General features: G+C 62.8%; 15 protein-coding genes and 1 tRNA gene. 6 read left to right on the top strand and 10 right to left on the bottom strand.

Annotated features, from left to right (window positions below):
- Positions 1–143: 143 nt before the first annotated feature.
- The 5 genes from BN2664_RS06410 to BN2664_RS06390 all read right to left on the bottom strand — a co-directional run bounded on the left by BN2664_RS06410 (position 144) and on the right by BN2664_RS06390 (position 5424).
- Positions 144–1367, bottom strand: coding sequence for a serine hydrolase domain-containing protein (locus BN2664_RS06410; RefSeq protein ID WP_007001017.1), 1224 nt, complete (start codon positions 1365–1367; stop codon positions 144–146).
- 189 nt (positions 1368–1556) lie between these two features.
- Positions 1557–2249 carry an HD domain-containing protein gene (locus tag BN2664_RS06405; RefSeq protein WP_007001018.1) on the bottom strand — a complete coding sequence of 231 codons (693 nt, stop codon included), beginning with the start codon at positions 2247–2249 and terminating at the stop codon, positions 1557–1559.
- 53 nt (positions 2250–2302) lie between these two features.
- Positions 2303–2989 (bottom strand): YdcF family protein, encoded by a 687-nt coding sequence (locus BN2664_RS06400; protein ID WP_007001019.1) that lies wholly within the window; start codon positions 2987–2989, stop codon positions 2303–2305.
- Between the two features lie 426 nt (positions 2990–3415).
- Positions 3416–4219, bottom strand: coding sequence for a bifunctional hydroxymethylpyrimidine kinase/phosphomethylpyrimidine kinase (thiD, locus tag BN2664_RS06395; protein WP_007001020.1), 804 nt, complete (start codon positions 4217–4219; stop codon positions 3416–3418).
- A 365-nt stretch (positions 4220–4584) separates the two neighbouring features.
- The gene (locus tag BN2664_RS06390) at positions 4585–5424 is read right to left on the bottom strand and encodes an aldo/keto reductase (protein WP_007001021.1); all 840 of its coding nucleotides are present in this window, start codon (positions 5422–5424) and stop codon (positions 4585–4587) included.
- A 142-nt stretch (positions 5425–5566) separates the two neighbouring features.
- Between BN2664_RS06390 and BN2664_RS06385 the strand changes: the two genes are divergently transcribed.
- The gene (locus BN2664_RS06385; protein ID WP_040317229.1) at positions 5567–6925 is read left to right on the top strand and encodes an alpha/beta fold hydrolase; all 1359 of its coding nucleotides are present in this window, start codon (positions 5567–5569) and stop codon (positions 6923–6925) included.
- A gap of 159 nt (positions 6926–7084) precedes the next feature.
- Here BN2664_RS06385 and BN2664_RS06380 read toward each other — a convergent pair whose 3' ends face one another.
- Positions 7085–7759 carry a 1-acyl-sn-glycerol-3-phosphate acyltransferase gene (locus tag BN2664_RS06380; protein WP_007001023.1) on the bottom strand — a complete coding sequence of 225 codons (675 nt, stop codon included), beginning with the start codon at positions 7757–7759 and terminating at the stop codon, positions 7085–7087.
- A gap of 268 nt (positions 7760–8027) precedes the next feature.
- Between BN2664_RS06380 and BN2664_RS06375 the strand changes: the two genes are divergently transcribed.
- Complete coding sequence (locus BN2664_RS06375; protein WP_007001024.1) at positions 8028–8759, top strand: CYTH domain-containing protein; 732 nt, start codon at positions 8028–8030, stop codon at positions 8757–8759.
- A 1281-nt stretch (positions 8760–10040) separates the two neighbouring features.
- On the opposite strand, the gene pheA is transcribed toward BN2664_RS06375, so the two are convergent.
- The gene (gene pheA / locus BN2664_RS06365) at positions 10041–11003 is read right to left on the bottom strand and encodes a prephenate dehydratase (RefSeq protein WP_007001027.1); all 963 of its coding nucleotides are present in this window, start codon (positions 11001–11003) and stop codon (positions 10041–10043) included.
- Between the two features lie 76 nt (positions 11004–11079).
- Between pheA and BN2664_RS06360 the strand changes: the two genes are divergently transcribed.
- Both BN2664_RS06360 and BN2664_RS06355 read left to right on the top strand, forming a co-directional pair.
- Positions 11080–13326: a hypothetical protein gene (locus BN2664_RS06360; RefSeq protein WP_058120651.1), complete on the top strand. Its 2247-nt coding sequence runs from the start codon at positions 11080–11082 to the stop codon at positions 13324–13326.
- Positions 13313–13507 carry a hypothetical protein gene (locus tag BN2664_RS06355; RefSeq protein WP_058120650.1) on the top strand — a complete coding sequence of 65 codons (195 nt, stop codon included), beginning with the start codon at positions 13313–13315 and terminating at the stop codon, positions 13505–13507. The genes BN2664_RS06360 and BN2664_RS06355 overlap by 14 nt, the downstream gene beginning before the upstream one ends.
- Positions 13508–13608: 101 nt before the next feature.
- On the opposite strand, the gene BN2664_RS06350 is transcribed toward BN2664_RS06355, so the two are convergent.
- From BN2664_RS06350 to upp, 3 genes are all read right to left on the bottom strand, one after another.
- Positions 13609–14385, bottom strand: coding sequence for a glycosyltransferase family 2 protein (locus BN2664_RS06350; RefSeq protein ID WP_007001029.1), 777 nt, complete (start codon positions 14383–14385; stop codon positions 13609–13611).
- 210 nt (positions 14386–14595) lie between these two features.
- On the bottom strand, positions 14596–15462 hold the full coding sequence (locus BN2664_RS06345; RefSeq protein WP_007001030.1) for a DUF5926 family protein: 867 nt from the start codon (positions 15460–15462) through the stop codon (positions 14596–14598).
- A gap of 63 nt (positions 15463–15525) precedes the next feature.
- On the bottom strand, positions 15526–16164 hold the full coding sequence (gene upp, locus BN2664_RS06340; RefSeq protein ID WP_007001031.1) for a uracil phosphoribosyltransferase: 639 nt from the start codon (positions 16162–16164) through the stop codon (positions 15526–15528).
- 57 nt (positions 16165–16221) lie between these two features.
- Here upp and tadA point away from each other — a divergent pair, with 57 nt between their 5' ends.
- Both tadA and BN2664_RS06330 read left to right on the top strand, forming a co-directional pair.
- Positions 16222–16692 (top strand): tRNA adenosine(34) deaminase TadA, encoded by a 471-nt coding sequence (tadA, locus tag BN2664_RS06335; RefSeq protein ID WP_231723453.1) that lies wholly within the window; start codon positions 16222–16224, stop codon positions 16690–16692.
- Positions 16693–16761: 69 nt separating this feature from the next.
- Positions 16762–16850 (top strand) — tRNA-Ser (locus BN2664_RS06330).
- Positions 16851–17261 lie beyond the last annotated feature (411 nt).

Genomic DNA, 17261 nt, shown 5'->3' with positions numbered 1-17261 from the left:
CACTTCGTTGTCATATCCGTCTCGCCTTCGGGCGTGATGAAGGTCGCGTTCTGGCGGGGGTGCATAGGAGGAGGGCGCATCGACGAGCTGGTAGCTCGCCGATGCGCCCTCCAGGATTGATGGGTGCTAGCGGAATTTATCCGCTAGCACTTGGCCAGACCGTCGCGCACGGCCGTGACCAGGCGGCACACGCGCGACTGCGGAAGAGGCTCGCTACTCAGCTGATTCTCCACATAAGAGAACGCGATGCCGGAGGCCGGGTCGGCGAAGGAGACGCAGCCACCGCGGCCGTTGTGGCCAAAGCTGCCACTGGAAATCATTGGCTCGCGAATCCCGCCCAGCTGGAATACCAGGCCGTAGCGGGAAACATCGCCCACCAAGACTTCGTCATTGCCTTCCCCGACCGGCTGCGAGACGGCCTGCACAACGGCGTCGTCGTACCTGTTGAGTGGGCCATCGGTGAAGCTCGCGTACAACGAGGCGAGCGAGCGGGCGTCCGCGAAACCGTTGACGGAGGGGATTTCCACGTCCATGAAGCGCGGGTCGAGCATGGCCTCGTCGAGGCCGGCGGGGGAGCGGTAGGCAAAGGTGGTGGTGGAGTCCGGGTCCGCCTGCGCGGCGCTGAGGGCGGCGCCCCAACCCTCGGTGCGTGGGCCCCACGAGTGGGCGGCGAGGCGGTGGCGCTCCGATTCGGGCAGGCCGATCCACACCGAGAGGTTGCCCGGCGCGCGGAAGTACCTTTCCAGGTACTCGCCCGGCTTCAGGCCGGTGACGCGGCGGATCAGCTCGCCGGCCAGGAATCCGACCGTGATCGCGTGGTAGCCGTGCGCGGTGCCCGGCTCCCAACGCGGCGCCTGCTCGGCGAGTTTGCCGACCACGCGCTCCCAATCAAATAGCTCGGCGGCGTCGAAAACCTCGGCCCAGCCAGGCATTCCTGCGCTGTGGCCCACCAGCTGGCGCACGGTGATGTTTTCCTTGCCGGCCGCGCCGAATTCCGGCCAGTACTCGGTGACCTTCTTTTCCGGATCGATCAGGCCGCGGCTCACGACGTCCGCGAAAGCCACGCCGGTCAGGCCCTTCGTCTGCGAGAAAATCAGTTGCACCGCGTTGTCCGGGTACGGCGTGCGCTCGGAGATCGGTTCGTCGATGACCTTACCCGCGGCCACACCGGCGCCCGCGTTCAGGCCCGCGGGCGGGTTCCAGCCGGCGAGGAAGTCGACAACCGGCTCGCCGTGCAGGAACACGGCCACCTGCCCGCCGCGCTCCTGGCCGTTGGCGATGCCCATGGCAAATGCCTCGGCCACGCCGGCAAAAGCCGGATCCCAGGATCCGCGAATTGATTCAAATGCGTCTTTGTATGAAGTCATGATCGTCCTTAGCTGGTTGGAGGACTTGGGGTTGCGGTCTGTCTCTTCGATTCTACTTACTGGGATTAAAGCGCGGCGGGTTATCCGGCCCCGCGGCTAGCCCGGGCCCGGCGTTCGCTCAATCTGGCCGGGAGCAACGGCGTTGGGGACTTCGGCGTCGGGAATGAAAACCCGCGCGCAAGGCGACCGCTATTTCGCGGCTTTGCGGATCGCCTCGTAGGGGAGCGCGGCGGCGAGTTGCTCGCGGAGTTGGCCAAAGAAGTGGTCCTGGCGCTCCAGCGACTCGATCCAGAGGCGTTGGGCGGAGCGCGTGGCGCAGCGGTACTCGCGCTCGCGCTGGATGCGGCGGCGGTAGGCGTCGATGAAATCGAGCTGTTCGGGGAGTTTCATGCTCGCGAACTCGCGGTAATCGAGCGTGTCGTAGATGCGGTAGACCGAGAAGCGATCCACGTTGTCGCAATCGCCCACCGAGCGTGCCAGGATGCTCGGCTCGTGGTCGAAATCCGCGTGGCCGGGGTAGTCCGGGGAATCCTCGGGATAATTCCAGCGGCCGTCGGTGTGCATGGCGATTCCCTGGCAAATTTCCTCTACCTCGGCGGGCGGCAGGCCGAGTCCGGTGAGGAACGGGCGCACGATCTGGGCGCCGGCGCGGCCGTGGTCCACCGGGCGGGTGGAGTCGAATTTGCCGATGTCGTGGAGCAGGCACGCCAGCTCGAGGCGATTCGGGTCGAGCTGTTCGGCCTCCGCGACCGCGCGACCGATTGAGGCAACGCGCAGGCAGTGAAAGTAACGGTACTTGCGCTGTTTCTTCGTGGCGTCGGCGTGCCTGAGGTGCTGGCGCAGGAACTTCAGCGTGGGTTCGAGGTATGGATTTGTGGTCACGGGGTAATTCTTACACCTCGGCGCGGTGGACGGTGGCGCTACGAAAGGCAGCGCTAGGGGAGGTGGCGCGAAATTTTGCGTAGGAGCGCCATGCCGGTGGCTCCCACCTCCCAGATCAAGGCTTTGGGAAGTTGGCGTAGCGGCAAGCGGGCTCCGCGCATGGCCGGTTCGAAGCCGGCCGACCGCGCAAAGAATTCGGCGCGCGGAATATGTTGCCAGCTGGTGACCACCACCGCGCGGATGCGGCCGTTACTCTGCAATCCCGGCACTGGATCGCGTTGGCGTAAGAGCTCGGCGGTGAATGCCAGGTTTTCCTCGGTGCTTGCGGACTTCTCCTCGAGCAAAATTGCTGGGGCGGGAACGCCTCGGCGCGTTAGCCAGCCCGCCATAATCAGCGCTTCTGAGGCGTGCTCGTCGGAGCCCTGCCCGCCCGAGCAGACGATGTAGGGGTGGAGGCCCTTGCGGCGGGCATCGTCAAACTGCTGCTTTGCCTGCGCGAGGCGAAGTGCAACGGAGAGCGAGGGGCCGGTGGGAAACACGCGGCCGCCGAGGACGATGATGACCGGCGTGATTTGGGTGCGCGCGGTCCGGGCGGTGCGGGATTGGGCTGGGCGCCTCCGTATGCTGTTGGACTGCGCTGTGTCGAGTCGGGTGAGGGCGAGCGACTCGGTGCGGGGCTGAACTGGCTCCAAGCGCCGTAACGCTTTTGACGCCAGCGCGGATTCTGCCACAAACTTCATGAGGCAAATCTACCCACCGCCTGCAGATTTCGAGGTAATACCCAAAGCCGGCGGGTGGGCGGGGCTGATATGCCAATGCCAGGTGGGGCCGATTACCCGGTGGGAAGCGGGGTATGCCGGCGGGTGGGCGAGGCTGATAAGCCAATGGCAGGCTGAGTAGAAAAATCGTCGGCTAGCTGGGCAAATAGGCGATCGGGCAGATGGGGTGAGCCAGCTGAGTTGCTAAGGGGGAGGAGGCGGCCGCTGGCGGTACCCGCCAGCGGCTTCACTTTAATGTGGTTATGCGTGCACGTTCCTGCGGGAACGCGCACGCATAACCACAGTGAAATAAAGGGGGCTCTAGATACACGTATCTTCGGAGAAAACCGGCTGGGTAAAACCCCAGCTCACAGAGTTTTCTATTTCCCCGGCTTTTCCGAGACCTTTCTACACCTCTTGCGAGTAGGCACCCTGCCACACAGTGGAGAATGGGGTCTTGGCGGAAACGCGGGCGCGGATTCCGGCCGTGACCATATCTTTTGCCACCTGAACCGCGTCTTCGATGGGCGAATCCTTGGCCAGCTCGGCGGTGATGGCAGCGGCCAGGGTGCAACCGGCGCCCGAAACGCGCTCTTCACCGATCTTCGGCGTGGTGTAAACGCGGGCCTCGGTGCCGTCCCAGAGAACGTCCACCGCATCCTCGCCGGTGAAATCAATTCCGCCCTTGACCACCACATTCTTCGGGCCGAGGTCCGAAATTCGCTTCGCTGCCTCGATCAGATCATCCACGGAACCAAGGCTTTCCATACCGGAAAGCGTGCAGGCCTCGAAATAGTTCGGGGTCACTACGGTTGCCAGCGGCAGGATCTTTGAGCGTAGGGCGTTATCAGTATCCAACGCCTGGCCCGGCTCCTGTCCCTTGCAGATGAGGACCGGGTCCACCACCACGTTGTCCCACTCCTGGCTACGCAGGCCTTCTTCCACCACCTCGATTGTGGCCGGGTGCCCGAGCATTCCGACCTTGACCGTGCGCATATCCTGCGCGGAAAGCGCGGCCTCGATTTGGTCGTGAATAACATTGGCCGGAACTGGCACGAAGCGGTGATTCCAGTTGTTGTTCGGATCGAAAGAAACGATGCAGGTGAGAGCGCCCGATCCGTACACCCCGAGTTGCTGGAACGTCTTGAGATCCACCTGGAAACCGGCGCCGCCGGTCGCTTCGGATCCTGCAATTGTGTATGCGAACTTCATGATCTTCTCCCCAGATCTGTGCCGATCCTGATTCATTTCCTAGCGCCGCCGCGTGCCCGCGAGAGGCAACGCGCCGTGCCGGGGTAGCTTGCTGTTTTGGACAGCTAGCCGCTTTTGGACAGGTAACTTCAAGGATAGGCCCGCACCCAGGACATTCGCCGGGCGGGTGGCGAGTAGCACGTCGTGAGGTATGACGCTTCCCGGGCAAGGTTTCCGAGGAGTTGGTTGTAGGCGCCCCGCAAGCCGGCGGCGGGCAGATTCGCCCGAGTGAGGTTGATTGGGTTTTTCGGGAGCAGGAGTTTCTGGAGGATCAGGTTGTGGGTGCCCAGCAAACCGGCGGCAAGCGCCCGAAGACCTTGCCACGGCTACTCGCCGGGGCGCTTCATCGTGTCCGGGTGCATCCCCGAGCGGCCCGCCTCGAATTCGTCGAGGTTGTTGATTTCGTCCACGTCTTCCTTGAAAATCCGTACGTCCACCGCGGCAAAATTCTCCTCCAGATGCTCGCGAGAGGACGCCTTGGGGAAGACGATGCGGTAATTTGCCAGATGCCAGGCGAGCACCAGCTGCGCCGGAGTGCAGTCGCGCTCCTCCGCGAGCTCGCGCACAATTCGATCTTCGGCCACTTTGCCGCGCGCAATTGGCGCCCAGGCCTCTACTCGAATTCCCGCGTCCTTGCTATATTGCTCCACTTCGATGTTCTGGAAATACGGGTGCAACTCAATTTGGTTCACCGCCGGCACCGTCTCGGTGTTATTGCGTAGCGCCTGCAGGTGGTGGACCTCAAAATTCGAGACCCCGATGCTCCGCGCGCGCCCGTCCGCCAGAAATTCCTCCAGCACCTTCCAGGTGTCCACATAATCCCCGGTCAGTAGCGGCCAGTGGATGAGGAAGAGGTCCACGTAGTCGGTCTGCAGATCGCTTAGCGACTGCTCAAAAGTGCGCCGCGCGTCCGCCGGCGCGTGATTCGGGTTGTCGAGCTTGGTGGTGAGAAAAATGTCCTCGCGCGCTACCCCGGACTTCTTAATTCCGCGCCCCACCGCCGCTTCGTTTTTATACATCTGCGCGGTGTCGATATGCCGGTAGCCGATGTGCAGCGCCTCGTTCACTGCGTACTCGGCGGTCTCCTCGCTCATCTTGTAGGTACCGAGCCCGAGCGCCGGGATCGTGTGGCCAGAATTAAGAGGAAAAAGCGGAATCGTCGTCATGCGGGTATTCTCCCAGGCTGCGCAAGGCACCGTGGTCGCGCAACTCACAGAGCGAACAAAAAACGTCCGCTTTGCAGACAAATCTGTGCGAGGTCTGGCACAGGTAGGCGGAAAGGCCGCGAGTCTCGGGTACTCTGACGGCGTGAGTACGGCAAAGACGCGGATCGACGGGCACACCGTCTACGAGCATTGGATTCAGGCACCCCTGGATTATTTCGGTGCGCTTTTGAATCTGCCGCCGAGCGCCGAACTCGACTACTTCCCGAAGACGATCAATGTTTTTGCGCGCGAGGTTGTGCGCGACGGCAACGAAAAAGCCCCGCGTATCGTCTACTTCGAGGGCGGGCCCGGCTTCGCGGCGCCGCGCCCCACCACCGTGCCGGCGTGGATGGACGCGCTGCTCGACGATTACCGCCTAGTGCTCCTCGACGAGCGCGGTACGGGCAACTCGTACAACTTAGATTCGGCGGCGCTCGCGGCGATGGGCAATGCCGAGGCGCAGGCCGCGATTCTCACCTGCTTCCGTCAGGATTCCATCGTGCGCGACGCCGAGGCCATGCGTGCCTACCTGCAGGATGACGAGCCGTGGTCCGTGCTCGGGCAGAGCTTTGGCGGATTCGTGGCGCTGTGCTACCTTTCCCACGTGCCGGCCGGCCTGCGGGAAGTGCTGATTACCGGCGGATTGCCGTCCACCTCCCTGGGCCCCGACGATGTATATCGCCGCACCTACCGGCGCATGATCGATCGAAATCGCCAGTTCTTCGCGCGCTACCCGGAGGATGAAGAAACCTCCTGGTACGTGGCAACTCACCTGGCCGACGTGGAGGAATTCGTCCCCACCGGCGAGCGGCTCACCCCCGAGCGCTTCCGCCAGCTCGGCATGAAGCTGGGCTATTCGTGGGGCGGCGAGGCCCTCCATTACATCCTGGAAGATCCGGTTTACTCCCACCGTGGCGAGCGCCGCCTGCGCCCCTCGTTCCTGCGCGCCGCCGGTGCCGCGCTCTCCTTCGCGGACCACCCGGTGTACGCGTTCCTTCAGGAAGCGATTTACGCGCAGAACGACGCCGGAGCGCTGGCCTATTCCGCGCATCGCATTCGTTCCGAGTTCCCCGAATTCGCGTTGCCGCCCTCGGCCGCGGGCGGGTCGGGAGAGAACGACCTGCGCAAGTCCGAGCGCGGTTTCTTCTACACCGGAGAAATGATTTATCCCTGGCAGTTCGAGCAGGATCCGGCTTTGCGCGAGGCGCGCGACGCGGTGGAATGCCTGGCGTTCCGCACCGACTGGCGCGATCTCTACAACCGCGACCAGCTGGCCAATAACACCGTTCCCGTGGCTGCGTTCGTTTATTACGACGACGCCTATGTGCCCTTCGAGCTCTCCATGCGCACGGCCCGGGAGGTGCGCGGTCTTCAGCCAATCGTCACTAACACTTTGCAGCACAATGGCTTGGGCGTGGCCGGTAAGGATGTGATCGCCCAGCTCCTGCGTGCGGTGCGCTAGGGCTGAGACGCGCAGCGGCGCGCGAGGCCGGCGCCGTGCTGGCCAGTTCGGGGCGCTCGCTCGGATGAGATTCCGGTGTGCTGGCGCGGGTGCGGTTATAGCCGCCGGTTGGCGCGGTGCTGACGCGGCTGCGGTTCGGTCCGTGCGGGGCGCCGGCGCTTACTCGGTGATTCCCACTCCGCCCGTTTCGCGATTCATGCGGATTGCGTAGGCGCGGGCTTCGGCCAAATCTACGTCCCCGAGCAGGTGCTGACGGGCGGCGTCGTCGTCCTCGGCGCGCAAGCGCGGGACGAACGTTTTCTTGCCGTCCTGGCCGACCTTGCCGTCGTAAAACTTGCGCAGGATGTCCATATCCGCCGTGATGTCGCCGGAAACGTACATGTGCTTCCACCAGCCGTAGCTTTTGGTGGTGGCGTCGATGAAGCCGAGGGCCACGGGCATTCCAGATTGCAGGGCGATGCGGTAGAAGCCGGATTTGAGGTATTTGACCTGCTTGCGGGTGCCTTCGGGGGCGAGGACCAGGGTGAAGCGATCGGAGGCGTCGGCCTCCTCGAGGATCGCGGCGACCAGGCCATTGTGGCGGCTACGGTCCACGGCGATGCCGCCCGCCCATTTCACGATGCTACCGATCACCGGAATTTTCAGGATCGAGGCCTTCACTAGGAATTTCATTTCGCGGTGCTCGCGCCAGAATGCCATGACGTTGAACCAGCCGTCCCACATCGAGGAGTGCGGGCCGCCAATTGCTACGACTTTGTCTGGAATCGGCTCGTGCACGAATTTCCAGTTGGAAAACATCATGTAGGTGCGGGAAAAGATGCTCTTGAATCCCATGATCGCCTTTCTCGGCTGGCTGGCGTGAAGACTCGGAGGTTCGCGGGTTTGCTAACTCGGAGGTCCGCGTACTCGGGGCCGCTGGGTTGCTTACTCGAAAGTCCGCTGGGTCGCGGGCGAGCCGAACCCCGGATCGCTTATGTTCAAATAAAATCGTTCAACTTCAGAATTTACCGCGAGCTATTCTCGCCGGCCAGTGCGGCGCGCGAAAAGTGAGCACCGGCGCGGGGTCCGGCCCGTTGGTGCAGATCTTGCTTAGGATTACCTCATGAGCGAATTTGATCACGACGCCGTGCATTTCGAATACGAACGCAAATTCTTTGTGCGCTCGCTGCCGAGCGATTTGCGGGAACAAGCCTCGAAGCAAGTCATTGTGCAGGCATACCTCTTCGCGGAGGACGGCTACGCCGTGCGCGTGCGCATTCAGTTCCCCGGCGTCGAACTCGATATGCCCAATTTCCGGTCGGAAGTTCATTATGCCGGTGGGTATGAGCACGCGGCTCTGGCGCATTTGCTCGCGCTCCAAATGTCACCAACGGCGTCGATCGCCGTGAAATCACCGGTAGTGAGCGCGGTGCGTTACGAGATGGAGGAGGAAATCGACACCGATGTGGCAGTGCAGATTTTGCGGCGTGCCACGAATATCGTGCTCAAGAATCGCTACTCGGTCTGGCTCGACGAGGACGGTTGGGAGTTCGACCATTTTGGCGGGCGCAACGGCGGCCTCATTATCGCCGAATGCGAGCGGATGGGGCCGGTGGTGGATCTGAAGATTCCGCCGTTTTGCGTGACGGAGGTGTCGAACGACCTGCGCTTTACGAACGATTACCTCTCCAAGACCCCGTGGAGCCAGTGGGGCCGGCTGTGGCTCGAGGATCTCGCCAGCGACAGTCCGCGTTTTTTGGATCTTCAGCGCCCGGCTTCGGAGCGGGGTGCATCTGGGCATGGTGCGTCTGGACAGGATGCCTCCGGGCAGGGCTCGGACGATTCGTTCCTGTAGAGCTGGTCTTGTAGCGCCGCCTGGGCGCGGCGGTTCCCGCTACGCCTCGACGCGGTTCCGCAGGCGGTTCCTGCGGCGCCTCGGGGCGATGGCGAGCGTCGCGCTGCGGGGCGAGCTTTCGGCGATTTATCGGCGTTTTCAACTGTCGTAAAAATTCGATTTAGCCTTGAAATTCGATTCGTTTCGATCTATGGTGCAAGGCATTAGAGGTCATGAGGCCTCGCAGAACTTAAGACCAGTGCAACTCTCTCGAGTGAGCACGAAACGGTAAGTCAACGTTCCTTCCTGAGGTGAGCGGGTGGGTAGGTTCTTACCGCAGAGCGGCGCGGATTATCCGCGCCGCTCTCTTTTTGGCCTTTTCTGGGTTTCTGGCTTGCTTATGCGGGTGTTCTATAAACCGAAACAAAATCTTTAAAGCTCTAGGATTACTGCCTATATCCCTGCCAGAATTACAACAACCCGTAACCATCAGAGAGGGAGGTGCCCAGGAGCAATGGGTAACGTCAAAAAATCGATGAGTTTTTGCCGCCCTGGCACTAGTTGGCACGCTAGCCGCCTGTTCCAATTCGGACTCCGGGGCAACCGCTTCTTCTGAGGCTCCCGCTACCAAGCAACAAACATCTGCTCCGGCCGCGGAACCGTCCACCACAGACGCTACGGTTGAAACGACTTTTGACCACCAGGCGGCTTCGCTCCGTGAAGCAGCCGACGCCATGGCGAGCGCAACCCCCATTATTCTGAGGTAGAGACGATTCCGGTCTCGTGTTCCCGACGAAGATCGGACGCTACAAGCTCGACACATTCACTCCACGAGTTTGACGAATGCATCACGGCTGACTACGGGTATGAAATTGGTGCCGGCCTGAATGGCGGGCATGTGGCAAACACAACGCTAATGGTTTATCCGACCTTTATGGCGGATCATCCGGGGCTTTCCGTTGAAGAGGCAATGAAGGCCCAGATGCACGAAACGCTCATTGCGGAGAAGGTTTTCATTGGTGATCAAGATGCTTTGGGGGGGGGGGGACACCGGAAATGGGACGATGTGCATCACCCCCGCCGCGTACGACATCGCATTGGAGAAGGGTGAGTCCGTGCACCAAGCCGTCCGCTACTTACGGGTACTCGATGGAAGCCAAATGGTTTTTGGTCGTGGCCAATACTATTAATCCTCCGCACGAGGTATACGAGGTTCTGAGAAACCATGGGGTGGTGCAAACCGAAGTGAAGGTAATTACTGAGGCGGTCAAGCCCCAATAGTTGCGATCGGGCCTCGCGCCCCTACCGCTCGACCCGCTCCAGGATCGTGTCCATCCAATGCCGCGCCGAAACAAAGTCGGCGTCGAAGGTGCCCGGGCGCAGCCGGATCGCCTTGCCATTTGCTGCCGGGTAGGAACCCAGGAAGGTGACCTTGGGGCACACCCGGTGCAGCCCGACCATCACCGCCTGCATGCGTTCTTCTCGCACATGCGCCTCGGCATCCAGGGAAAACGCGTAGCGCCCCAGCGAGTCGCCGACCGGCCGTGATTCAATCCGCGAAAGATTGACGCCCCGCGCCGTGAACTGCTCGAGCATCCGTAGCAAGGCCCCTGCCTCGTTAGTCGACAGTTGCACCATCAGGGTGGTTTTATCCGCGCCGGTGGGGGCAGGAATCGTCCCCGGCTGGCCGACCAGCACAAATCGCGTCACCGCATTCTTGTTATCCGCAATTTCCTCGGACAGCGCCACCAGCCCATATTCGTCCACGGTCGGCACCGCACAAATCGCCGCATCAAATCCGATGCCGGGATTAGCGGCCAAATCATGCGCCGCCGCGGCGGTGGATGTGGTGGGCACGTGCACGGCGTCGCCTAAATGCTCAGCCATCCAATTGCGCGTCTGCGCCCACGCGTGCCCGTGCGTGCCCACGCGATGCACATCCTCCAGCGCCGTGCCCTCGCGCACCGCGAGCGCGAAACTAATTGGCACCACCATTTCGCCAAAAATCTCCAGCGGCTTGCCCTTAATAAGCGTGTCCGTGGTCGCGTTGACCCCGCCCTCCACGGAATTCTCAATCGGCACCACCGCGTAGTCGACCTCGCCGGCGCGCACCATCCGCAGCGCCGCCGGCACATCAATTGCCGGAATGACCTCATCCGCGTCCGTCGCTACCTGCCGGAGCGCCGCATGGCAAAACGTCCCGCGCGGCCCGAGGAACGAAAACCGCAGATGATCGCTGGTTTGAATGGCTGCGTTAGTTGTCATATCTCCTCCTCGGTTCGTGTTCGGCGCGTTTCACTTTAGCGCCTTTGCCCGCCGCGCGCCCTAGTAGGGTTGACCCATGCGAATGCGCGCCAAAATTCTCGGAACCGTCGCCGCCCTAGTGGCGGCATCCTTCGTCGCCTCTGCCCCTGCGGTAGCTAGCGTTTCTTTTTCGACGACGCCGCAGCCCGCGCCACTAGTGGTTATCGGCTTTAGCGGTGTGGAATGGCAGGATCTCTCCGAAGAATCCGCGCCAAATCTTCTTGGATTCCAGGAGGGTGCGGCGAGCGCGAATGTGGTGACCAAGACCGCGGAAAAAGTTGCCTGCCCGGGGGATGGCTGGCTCACGCTCGGTGCGGGGGCCCGCGCCACCGCGGGTAAAGAGGGAAACGCGGTTGCAAGCGCTGGCGCAAACGGTAATCCGACCGCGGGAGAAAGCGCGCCCGCGGCGCAATGCCCAGAAATCCCGGTGCCGGATGCGTCGGGAGTGATTCCTGGATGGGACGCGATTGAGGCGGCGAACCGCGATAATTCCTACGCGCCAAAACTTGGCGCGCTTGCCGGCGCCGCTGATCCTGGCCAGACCGTGGCGCTCGGCGCCGGCGCGGCCCTGGCTCTGGCTGAGAACGGGAAGCTTTCCGGGCAGTATCAGCCGCTCGCCCCACTCGATAATTCCGCGTTTTCGTCGGCGGATAGCGCGGGCGCGAATGCTGATGCTGGTACAGATGCGGGCACAGGCATAGTCGAAAGCACGGGCCAGGCCGCGAAGCTCCCGGATGACCCGGCGCTTTCCCAGCTGCGCGAGGCCGCACCGGGCTTGGGCAACGCGCGTCTAGCGGTAATCGACCTCGGAGCTCTCAATGTAAACGCGGATCTTTCCGGGCAGATCGCCATGCTCGATCGACGCTTCGGCGCGGCCCTGGAGGTGGTGCGCGAGGCGATGCCGGATGCACAAATAATGGTAAGCGACGTAGCCGATCGATCGACCTCCGCGCGCCTCGGCTACTTCGCTTTGGCCGCAGCGGGCGCTCTAGCCGCAAGCGATCGCGCGGCGAGCTTCGCCTACTCGGCGAGCACTCGCACCCAGGGCCTGGTGCAGCTCACGGACATCACCCCCACGGCCTACGCTCTGACCGGCGCCATTGATGCAAATTCGCTGATCTCGGCCGGCAAAGCGGCCGCGTCTACGCAGGTGCGCGCGGCGCTTTACTCGGATGCGGCCAAAGTGCACCTTTCCCAGCCGCTCGTGCCGTATTTCTACTTGGGTCTTTCGGCGCTTTTCGTGATCGTTCTCGGAGCCGGGTTGGGGCGCATTGTTACTCGCCGCACCGGCGACGGATCAACAGGTTTCACTCAATTCATGTGCTGGGTGGCGGCGCTACCTGCCGCGACTCTCGTGGCCAATGCGTTGCCCTGGTGGACGCTGCAGCGCCCAGAGCTCAATCTCCTCATTTTCATTGCGCTCTTCGCCGCGCTGATCGCGCTCGGCGCGGTATGGACGAGCGGCGAAACGCGCAAAGCCGTGGTGCGCGCGGGGCTGGGCAAAAACCTGCTCGGGGCGCAGACCGACTACGCCCCGGGCGGCTCGAAGCACCGTGAAGTGCCGCGAAAGTCGAAACGAAACGCGGGGGATTCCGCGCCTCATCCGGTTTACAACGCGGACGGGCGGGCGGTTATCGGCGGCAAGGTTGTGTTTGGTGAGCCCGGTCGGCGGGTGCCAAACGAGCTGGTGGCACGCGCGAACGCCCAATCTGCAACGAGCACCCCGGCCGCGACCCAACCCGAGCTCCTCCAGCGGGCGCGCTCCTGGATCGCCGCGCCGTTCATCCGGGTCGGGCTGGTCACCGTCGCCGTCGTCGTCGCCGACCTCATTCAGCGCTCGATTATGCGCGGATCATCGCTCATGACCGGCTCGCTTCTGGGGATGTACCCGATCACCGGCGGCCGCTTCTACGGCCTCACGAATACGATGTTTACCCTGCTCGCCGTGGGCGCGCTCATCCTGGCGGCCCTCCTCGCTCGCACCTTCCTGCACCGCGGCCAGCGCCGGGCCGCGGTGATCGGCGTCGTCGCGGTGTGGGCGGTAACCGTGGCCCTCGACGCCCTTCCCTTCCTCGGCGCCGACTTCGGCGGCGCGCCGGCCCTCACGCTCGATTTCGCGCAAGCTAGAACAGCTTTTCTACGGTCTGAATCCCGTGGCCGGCGCGATGCTCCTGGCGATGCTCGTGGTTCTGATTCTTGGCCTGACCTGGGCTATCAGCTCCGGCAGGCTACGCGGGCCGCGGCTTCCTCGTTTCGCTGCAATTGGGGAGGTGTGGGAGCGTGAGCCGTTCACGCGCTCGGTCATTTCTGCTTGCGCGTTCACGCTGATTTTCGCTTCTCTGACGAACGATTCGGGCTTGACGATCGCGTGCCTCGGCGCATCGATTATTGTGCCGTCGTGGCTCATTGGGGCGGAGCGATATATCGTCGCGGCCCAGCTGCAGGAGATGGGGCTGGAGGCTTAGGCTCGGCTTTCCAGGCGCGCTGGCCTAGTAGGCGGCGCCCGACGCCGGAAAACGCGAAGTGACCGGATCCGGATTCGCGGCTGGCACCGAAGCTCGCTACCTTAGGCGCGGGCGCCCACGGGCGTGAAGTTTTCGTGGCTGGCCGCTACCCGCTTGCCGCGGGGCAGTGCCACCTTGTGGAAGCGGCGGGTCCAAACCGCGCGGGCCACGTCCTTATATTGGCTGGCGCGATGGGCGATGCCCGCAATGTCGTTTCCGGTTGCGCGATGGCGGATATCGCAGGGCACCTCTTGCAGGGTAAAACCGGCAGTAAGCAGGTCAATCGTCATGCCGACCTCCACGCCCCATCCAAAGGCCAGGGGCCGGGCGGCGTCGAAGGCTTCGGCGCTGAGGCACCGCTGGCCGGAAAGCGGCGCCACCGGACGCCAGCCGGTGGCGCGTTCGATCGAGCGCCGGCCTAGGTTCACCACGAAGCCGTGACCCCCCGCACCCTTTTGCGGGGGAAGTGCGGCGATGGTGCAGTCGGCCTGGCCGCGTAGTACGGGATCGATGAGCGGCGCTGTTTCGACGGCGGATTCACCCAGGTCGGCGTCCAAAAATAGGAGAAGCCGCGGGGGTTGGCCCTCTCTGTCGCGCATTCGCACCACCGAGGCGCCAGTTTCCATAGCAGAGGCCTTGCCGCGGTTTACCGAGTGCCGTACGACCGTGGCGCCGGATGCCCGAGCAATTGACTGAGTATCATCCTCTGAGCCGTCGTCCACCACAATTACCAGGTCGACGTGGGGAAGTGCGTGGGCGGCGCGGACCGTCCCACCAATGCGGGCGGCCTCGTCCCTGGCCGGGATCACCACCGCAACGCGTTGCGTACCATCGTTCACGGCCTAACCTTATAACCAAATCTTGGTAAAGTGCTTACCCTTTTTCGCGAACTCCGCCACGCTCTGCCGTGCGGCGCGCGGGCGCCGCCGGGTTCCTACCAGATGCGCGATTCGCTGAAGCTACCGCGCGGAGCGCGGGTGCCGCCTAGCTGAGCTAGCCGCGCACCCAGCCCGGCAATCGCGCAACCAGCCCAGCTAACCGCAACCCCGCTAGCTAACCGTGACCTGGCGCGCGACCAGGCCCGAGCGGGCGCGCTTTTCTTCGGCCGTTAGTGGCTCGGCGGAGGCAATTGCCGCGTCGAGGCGCTGGGAAAACTCGGCCAGCGGCGCGGCGAGTTCTTCGGCCTCAGTGCCGCGGGCCAGCTCCCACACCGGAATGCACAGACCGTGGGCGCGGAATGCCCCGATCAGCCGCACGCCATCTTCCCACTTCTCTTTGCCGGCGGCGCGCAGGCGAGCCAGGCCATCAAGTACCCGGTCGCGCGGCTCGGGGCGAAGCCAACGCAGGAACTCGCGGCTCATCCGGCACCAGTACACATTCTCGAGTCCCTCGATGGCCGCGCTCGGCACGGCGTTAGCTTCGGCGTCGTGCAACGCTGCCTTGATCTCCGGCTTGGCGGCATCCTCCGCCGTGACCCAAAAATCGGGCTGCTGATGAATTTCCAGCTCGCCGAAGGAGGCGATAACGTCCTGCAAGCGCGGCCCGCCGGCCTCCGGCTGTTCCTTGTCCATGAACGTCTCGCCGGGCTCAAGCTCCAGGCCGTGTAGCACGCGGTTTGCGACGTCGAGCGAAGCATCACCCGAAGAGGTGAGGGTCTGGATCGCCACCAACAAAACGCCGTCGGTGCGGCGGAAGGCGGCAGCCATTTCCGGCAGGATGGTGGCGAAAATGAGGTCCTGCTCGCCGTGCTCGGCGGTGGTGGTGGCGGGCAGGGTTGCCAGCGGCAGGATTTCGCGCATCGCTACCAGGCTCGCTTCGGCGCTCAGCCCCTCGAAGGCGCGCTCGATGAAGGGGATAATTGTGCGCTTCTTCTTGGGGCGGTCCTCGCGGGCGCGCTTGCGATTCTTCTTAGCCATGATGTTCCTCCATTGGTAAGGGCCACCCACGCGGGGTGGCCCTTACGGTAATTTTCGCTAAATCTAGTCGATCACGCCGTAGAGGCGATCGCCGGCGTCACCGAGGCCCGGCACAATGTAGCCGCGCTCGTTCAGGCCTTCGTCAATCGAGGCCACGACGATCCGCAGATTGGCGTGATGGCCAACCTTGTCCTCAACTTCCGCCAAGCCTTCCGGGGTGGCCAGCAGGCACACGCAGGTGACGTCCTCGGCGCCGCGCTCCAGCAGGTACTTCACCGATTCCACAATGGTGTGGCCGGTGGCGAGCATCGGGTCGAGCACGAAGCACTGGCGGCCGGAAAGATTCTCCGGCAGGCGGTTCGCGTAGGTTACGGCCTCGAGTGTTTCCTCATCGCGGCGCAGGCCCAGGAAGCCGACCTCCGCGGTGGGGAGAAGCTTGGTCATGCCCTCCAGCATTCCCAGCCCGGCGCGCAAAATCGGCACCACAATCGGGGCCGGGCGCGCGAGCTTCACGCCGGAAGTCACTTTGATCGGGGTTTCAACGCTAACTTCGCCGACCCGCACATCGCGCGTTGCCTCGTAGGCAAGAAGCGTCACGAGCTCTTCGACGAGCTGGCGGAAAATCGGAGAAGGGGTGTCCTTATCTCGAAGGACGGCGAGTTTGTGGGCGACAAGGGGATGATTAATTTCGAGGGTCTCCATGCCTTCAGGTTACCGCGCGATGGGGCCGCGGTGGTTAGAACGTGCCAAAATAGTTGCGTGCGTGAACGTGAAGAAGGGTACATTCGGCGCGCGCTCGCGGAGGCGGAGGCGGCGGCCGCGGCGGGTGACGTGCCGGTGGGGGCGTTGGTGGTGGTCGGTGGGCGCGTGGTCGCCGCGGCTCACAACACCCGCGAAGTAGATTGTGACCCGACGGCGCACGCGGAAATCCTTGCCCTCCGGCGCTCGGGACGCGAACTAGGCCGCTGGCGGCTAGACGACGCCGATCTGTACGTCACGCTTGAACCGTGCACGATGTGCGCGGGAGCGATTGTGGCTGCCCGTATTCGCCGCCTGGTTTTTGCTGCCTGGGATCCGAAGGCCGGCGCCGCGGGGTCTTTGCGGGATGTGGTGCGCGATCCGCGGCTGAATCACCGCGTCGAGGTTATAGGCGGAGTGCTTGAGGGCGAAGCTCGCGCGCAGCTAGCCGAGTTCTTCTCCGACCGGCGCGCTCCGGACAATGTTCTTTAGTGGCCGTCTTTAGTGACATATAACGCACAGGGTAGGTAAATCGGGGGTAAACCCTGTACCTTAGTTGGCGGTGGCGTGTCCGAGCGGCCGAAGGTGCATCACTCGAAATGATGTGAGGTTAATAGCCTCCGCGGGTTCAAATCCCGCCGCCACCGCCACGAAGGGAGATCCGGATTCCGGGTCTCCCTTTTTGAGCTTTTTGGTGAGTCCGGTAGATGAGTTTTGTCAAATTATGAATCTCTAAGCCATTCCCGATTTGTACTATTAGTTGTCCTAATAAAAGTAAATTAAGCGAAACGCAAACGACTCCGTTAATTAAATTTAAGAGGAGCTCGCCAGGGTGTCTATTTACACGTTTTAAACGGACTTCAACTGCTGGCAAAGCGTTTTGAGGGAGGATGAGCGGCTGGCTTTGAACAACTTAAAACAATTACGACCCATGTCAATAGCGTAAAAAGCCTCATCCTTAAGTATGGGCAAGCATTCTTGAATTAACGTTGTTAAAAGTCCCTATACTTGAAAGTTCCCTTGTATCGCATGCGCGGGTTCTGAATCTTCGCGGTCCGAAT

The organism is Actinobaculum massiliense, assembly GCF_001457435.1.
Classification (GTDB): domain Bacteria; phylum Actinomycetota; class Actinomycetes; order Actinomycetales; family Actinomycetaceae; genus Actinobaculum; species Actinobaculum massiliense.
Note: the sequence above shows the minus strand (reverse complement) of the source record. Positions and strands in the feature narration are given on the sequence as shown.

What these genes read in the sequence shown, in the direction of transcription:
- BN2664_RS06410 (WP_007001017.1), bottom strand. Translation starts at nt 1,367, where the DNA reads ATGACTTCATACAAAGACGCATTTGAATCAATTCGCGGATCCTGGGAT.
- BN2664_RS06400 (WP_007001019.1), bottom strand. Translation starts at nt 2,989, where the DNA reads ATGAAGTTTGTGGCAGAATCCGCGCTGGCGTCAAAAGCGTTACGGCGC.
- thiD (WP_007001020.1), bottom strand. Translation starts at nt 4,219, where the DNA reads ATGAAGTTCGCATACACAATTGCAGGATCCGAAGCGACCGGCGGCGCC.
- BN2664_RS06390 (WP_007001021.1), bottom strand. Translation starts at nt 5,424, where the DNA reads ATGACGACGATTCCGCTTTTTCCTCTTAATTCTGGCCACACGATCCCG.
- BN2664_RS06380 (WP_007001023.1), bottom strand. Translation starts at nt 7,759, where the DNA reads ATGGGATTCAAGAGCATCTTTTCCCGCACCTACATGATGTTTTCCAAC.
- BN2664_RS06375 (WP_007001024.1), top strand. Translation starts at nt 8,028, where the DNA reads ATGAGCGAATTTGATCACGACGCCGTGCATTTCGAATACGAACGCAAA.
- pheA (WP_007001027.1), bottom strand. Translation starts at nt 11,003, where the DNA reads ATGACAACTAACGCAGCCATTCAAACCAGCGATCATCTGCGGTTTTCG.
- BN2664_RS06360 (WP_058120651.1), top strand. Translation starts at nt 11,080, where the DNA reads ATGCGAATGCGCGCCAAAATTCTCGGAACCGTCGCCGCCCTAGTGGCG.
- BN2664_RS06345 (WP_007001030.1), bottom strand. Translation starts at nt 15,462, where the DNA reads ATGGCTAAGAAGAATCGCAAGCGCGCCCGCGAGGACCGCCCCAAGAAG.
- upp (WP_007001031.1), bottom strand. Translation starts at nt 16,164, where the DNA reads ATGGAGACCCTCGAAATTAATCATCCCCTTGTCGCCCACAAACTCGCC.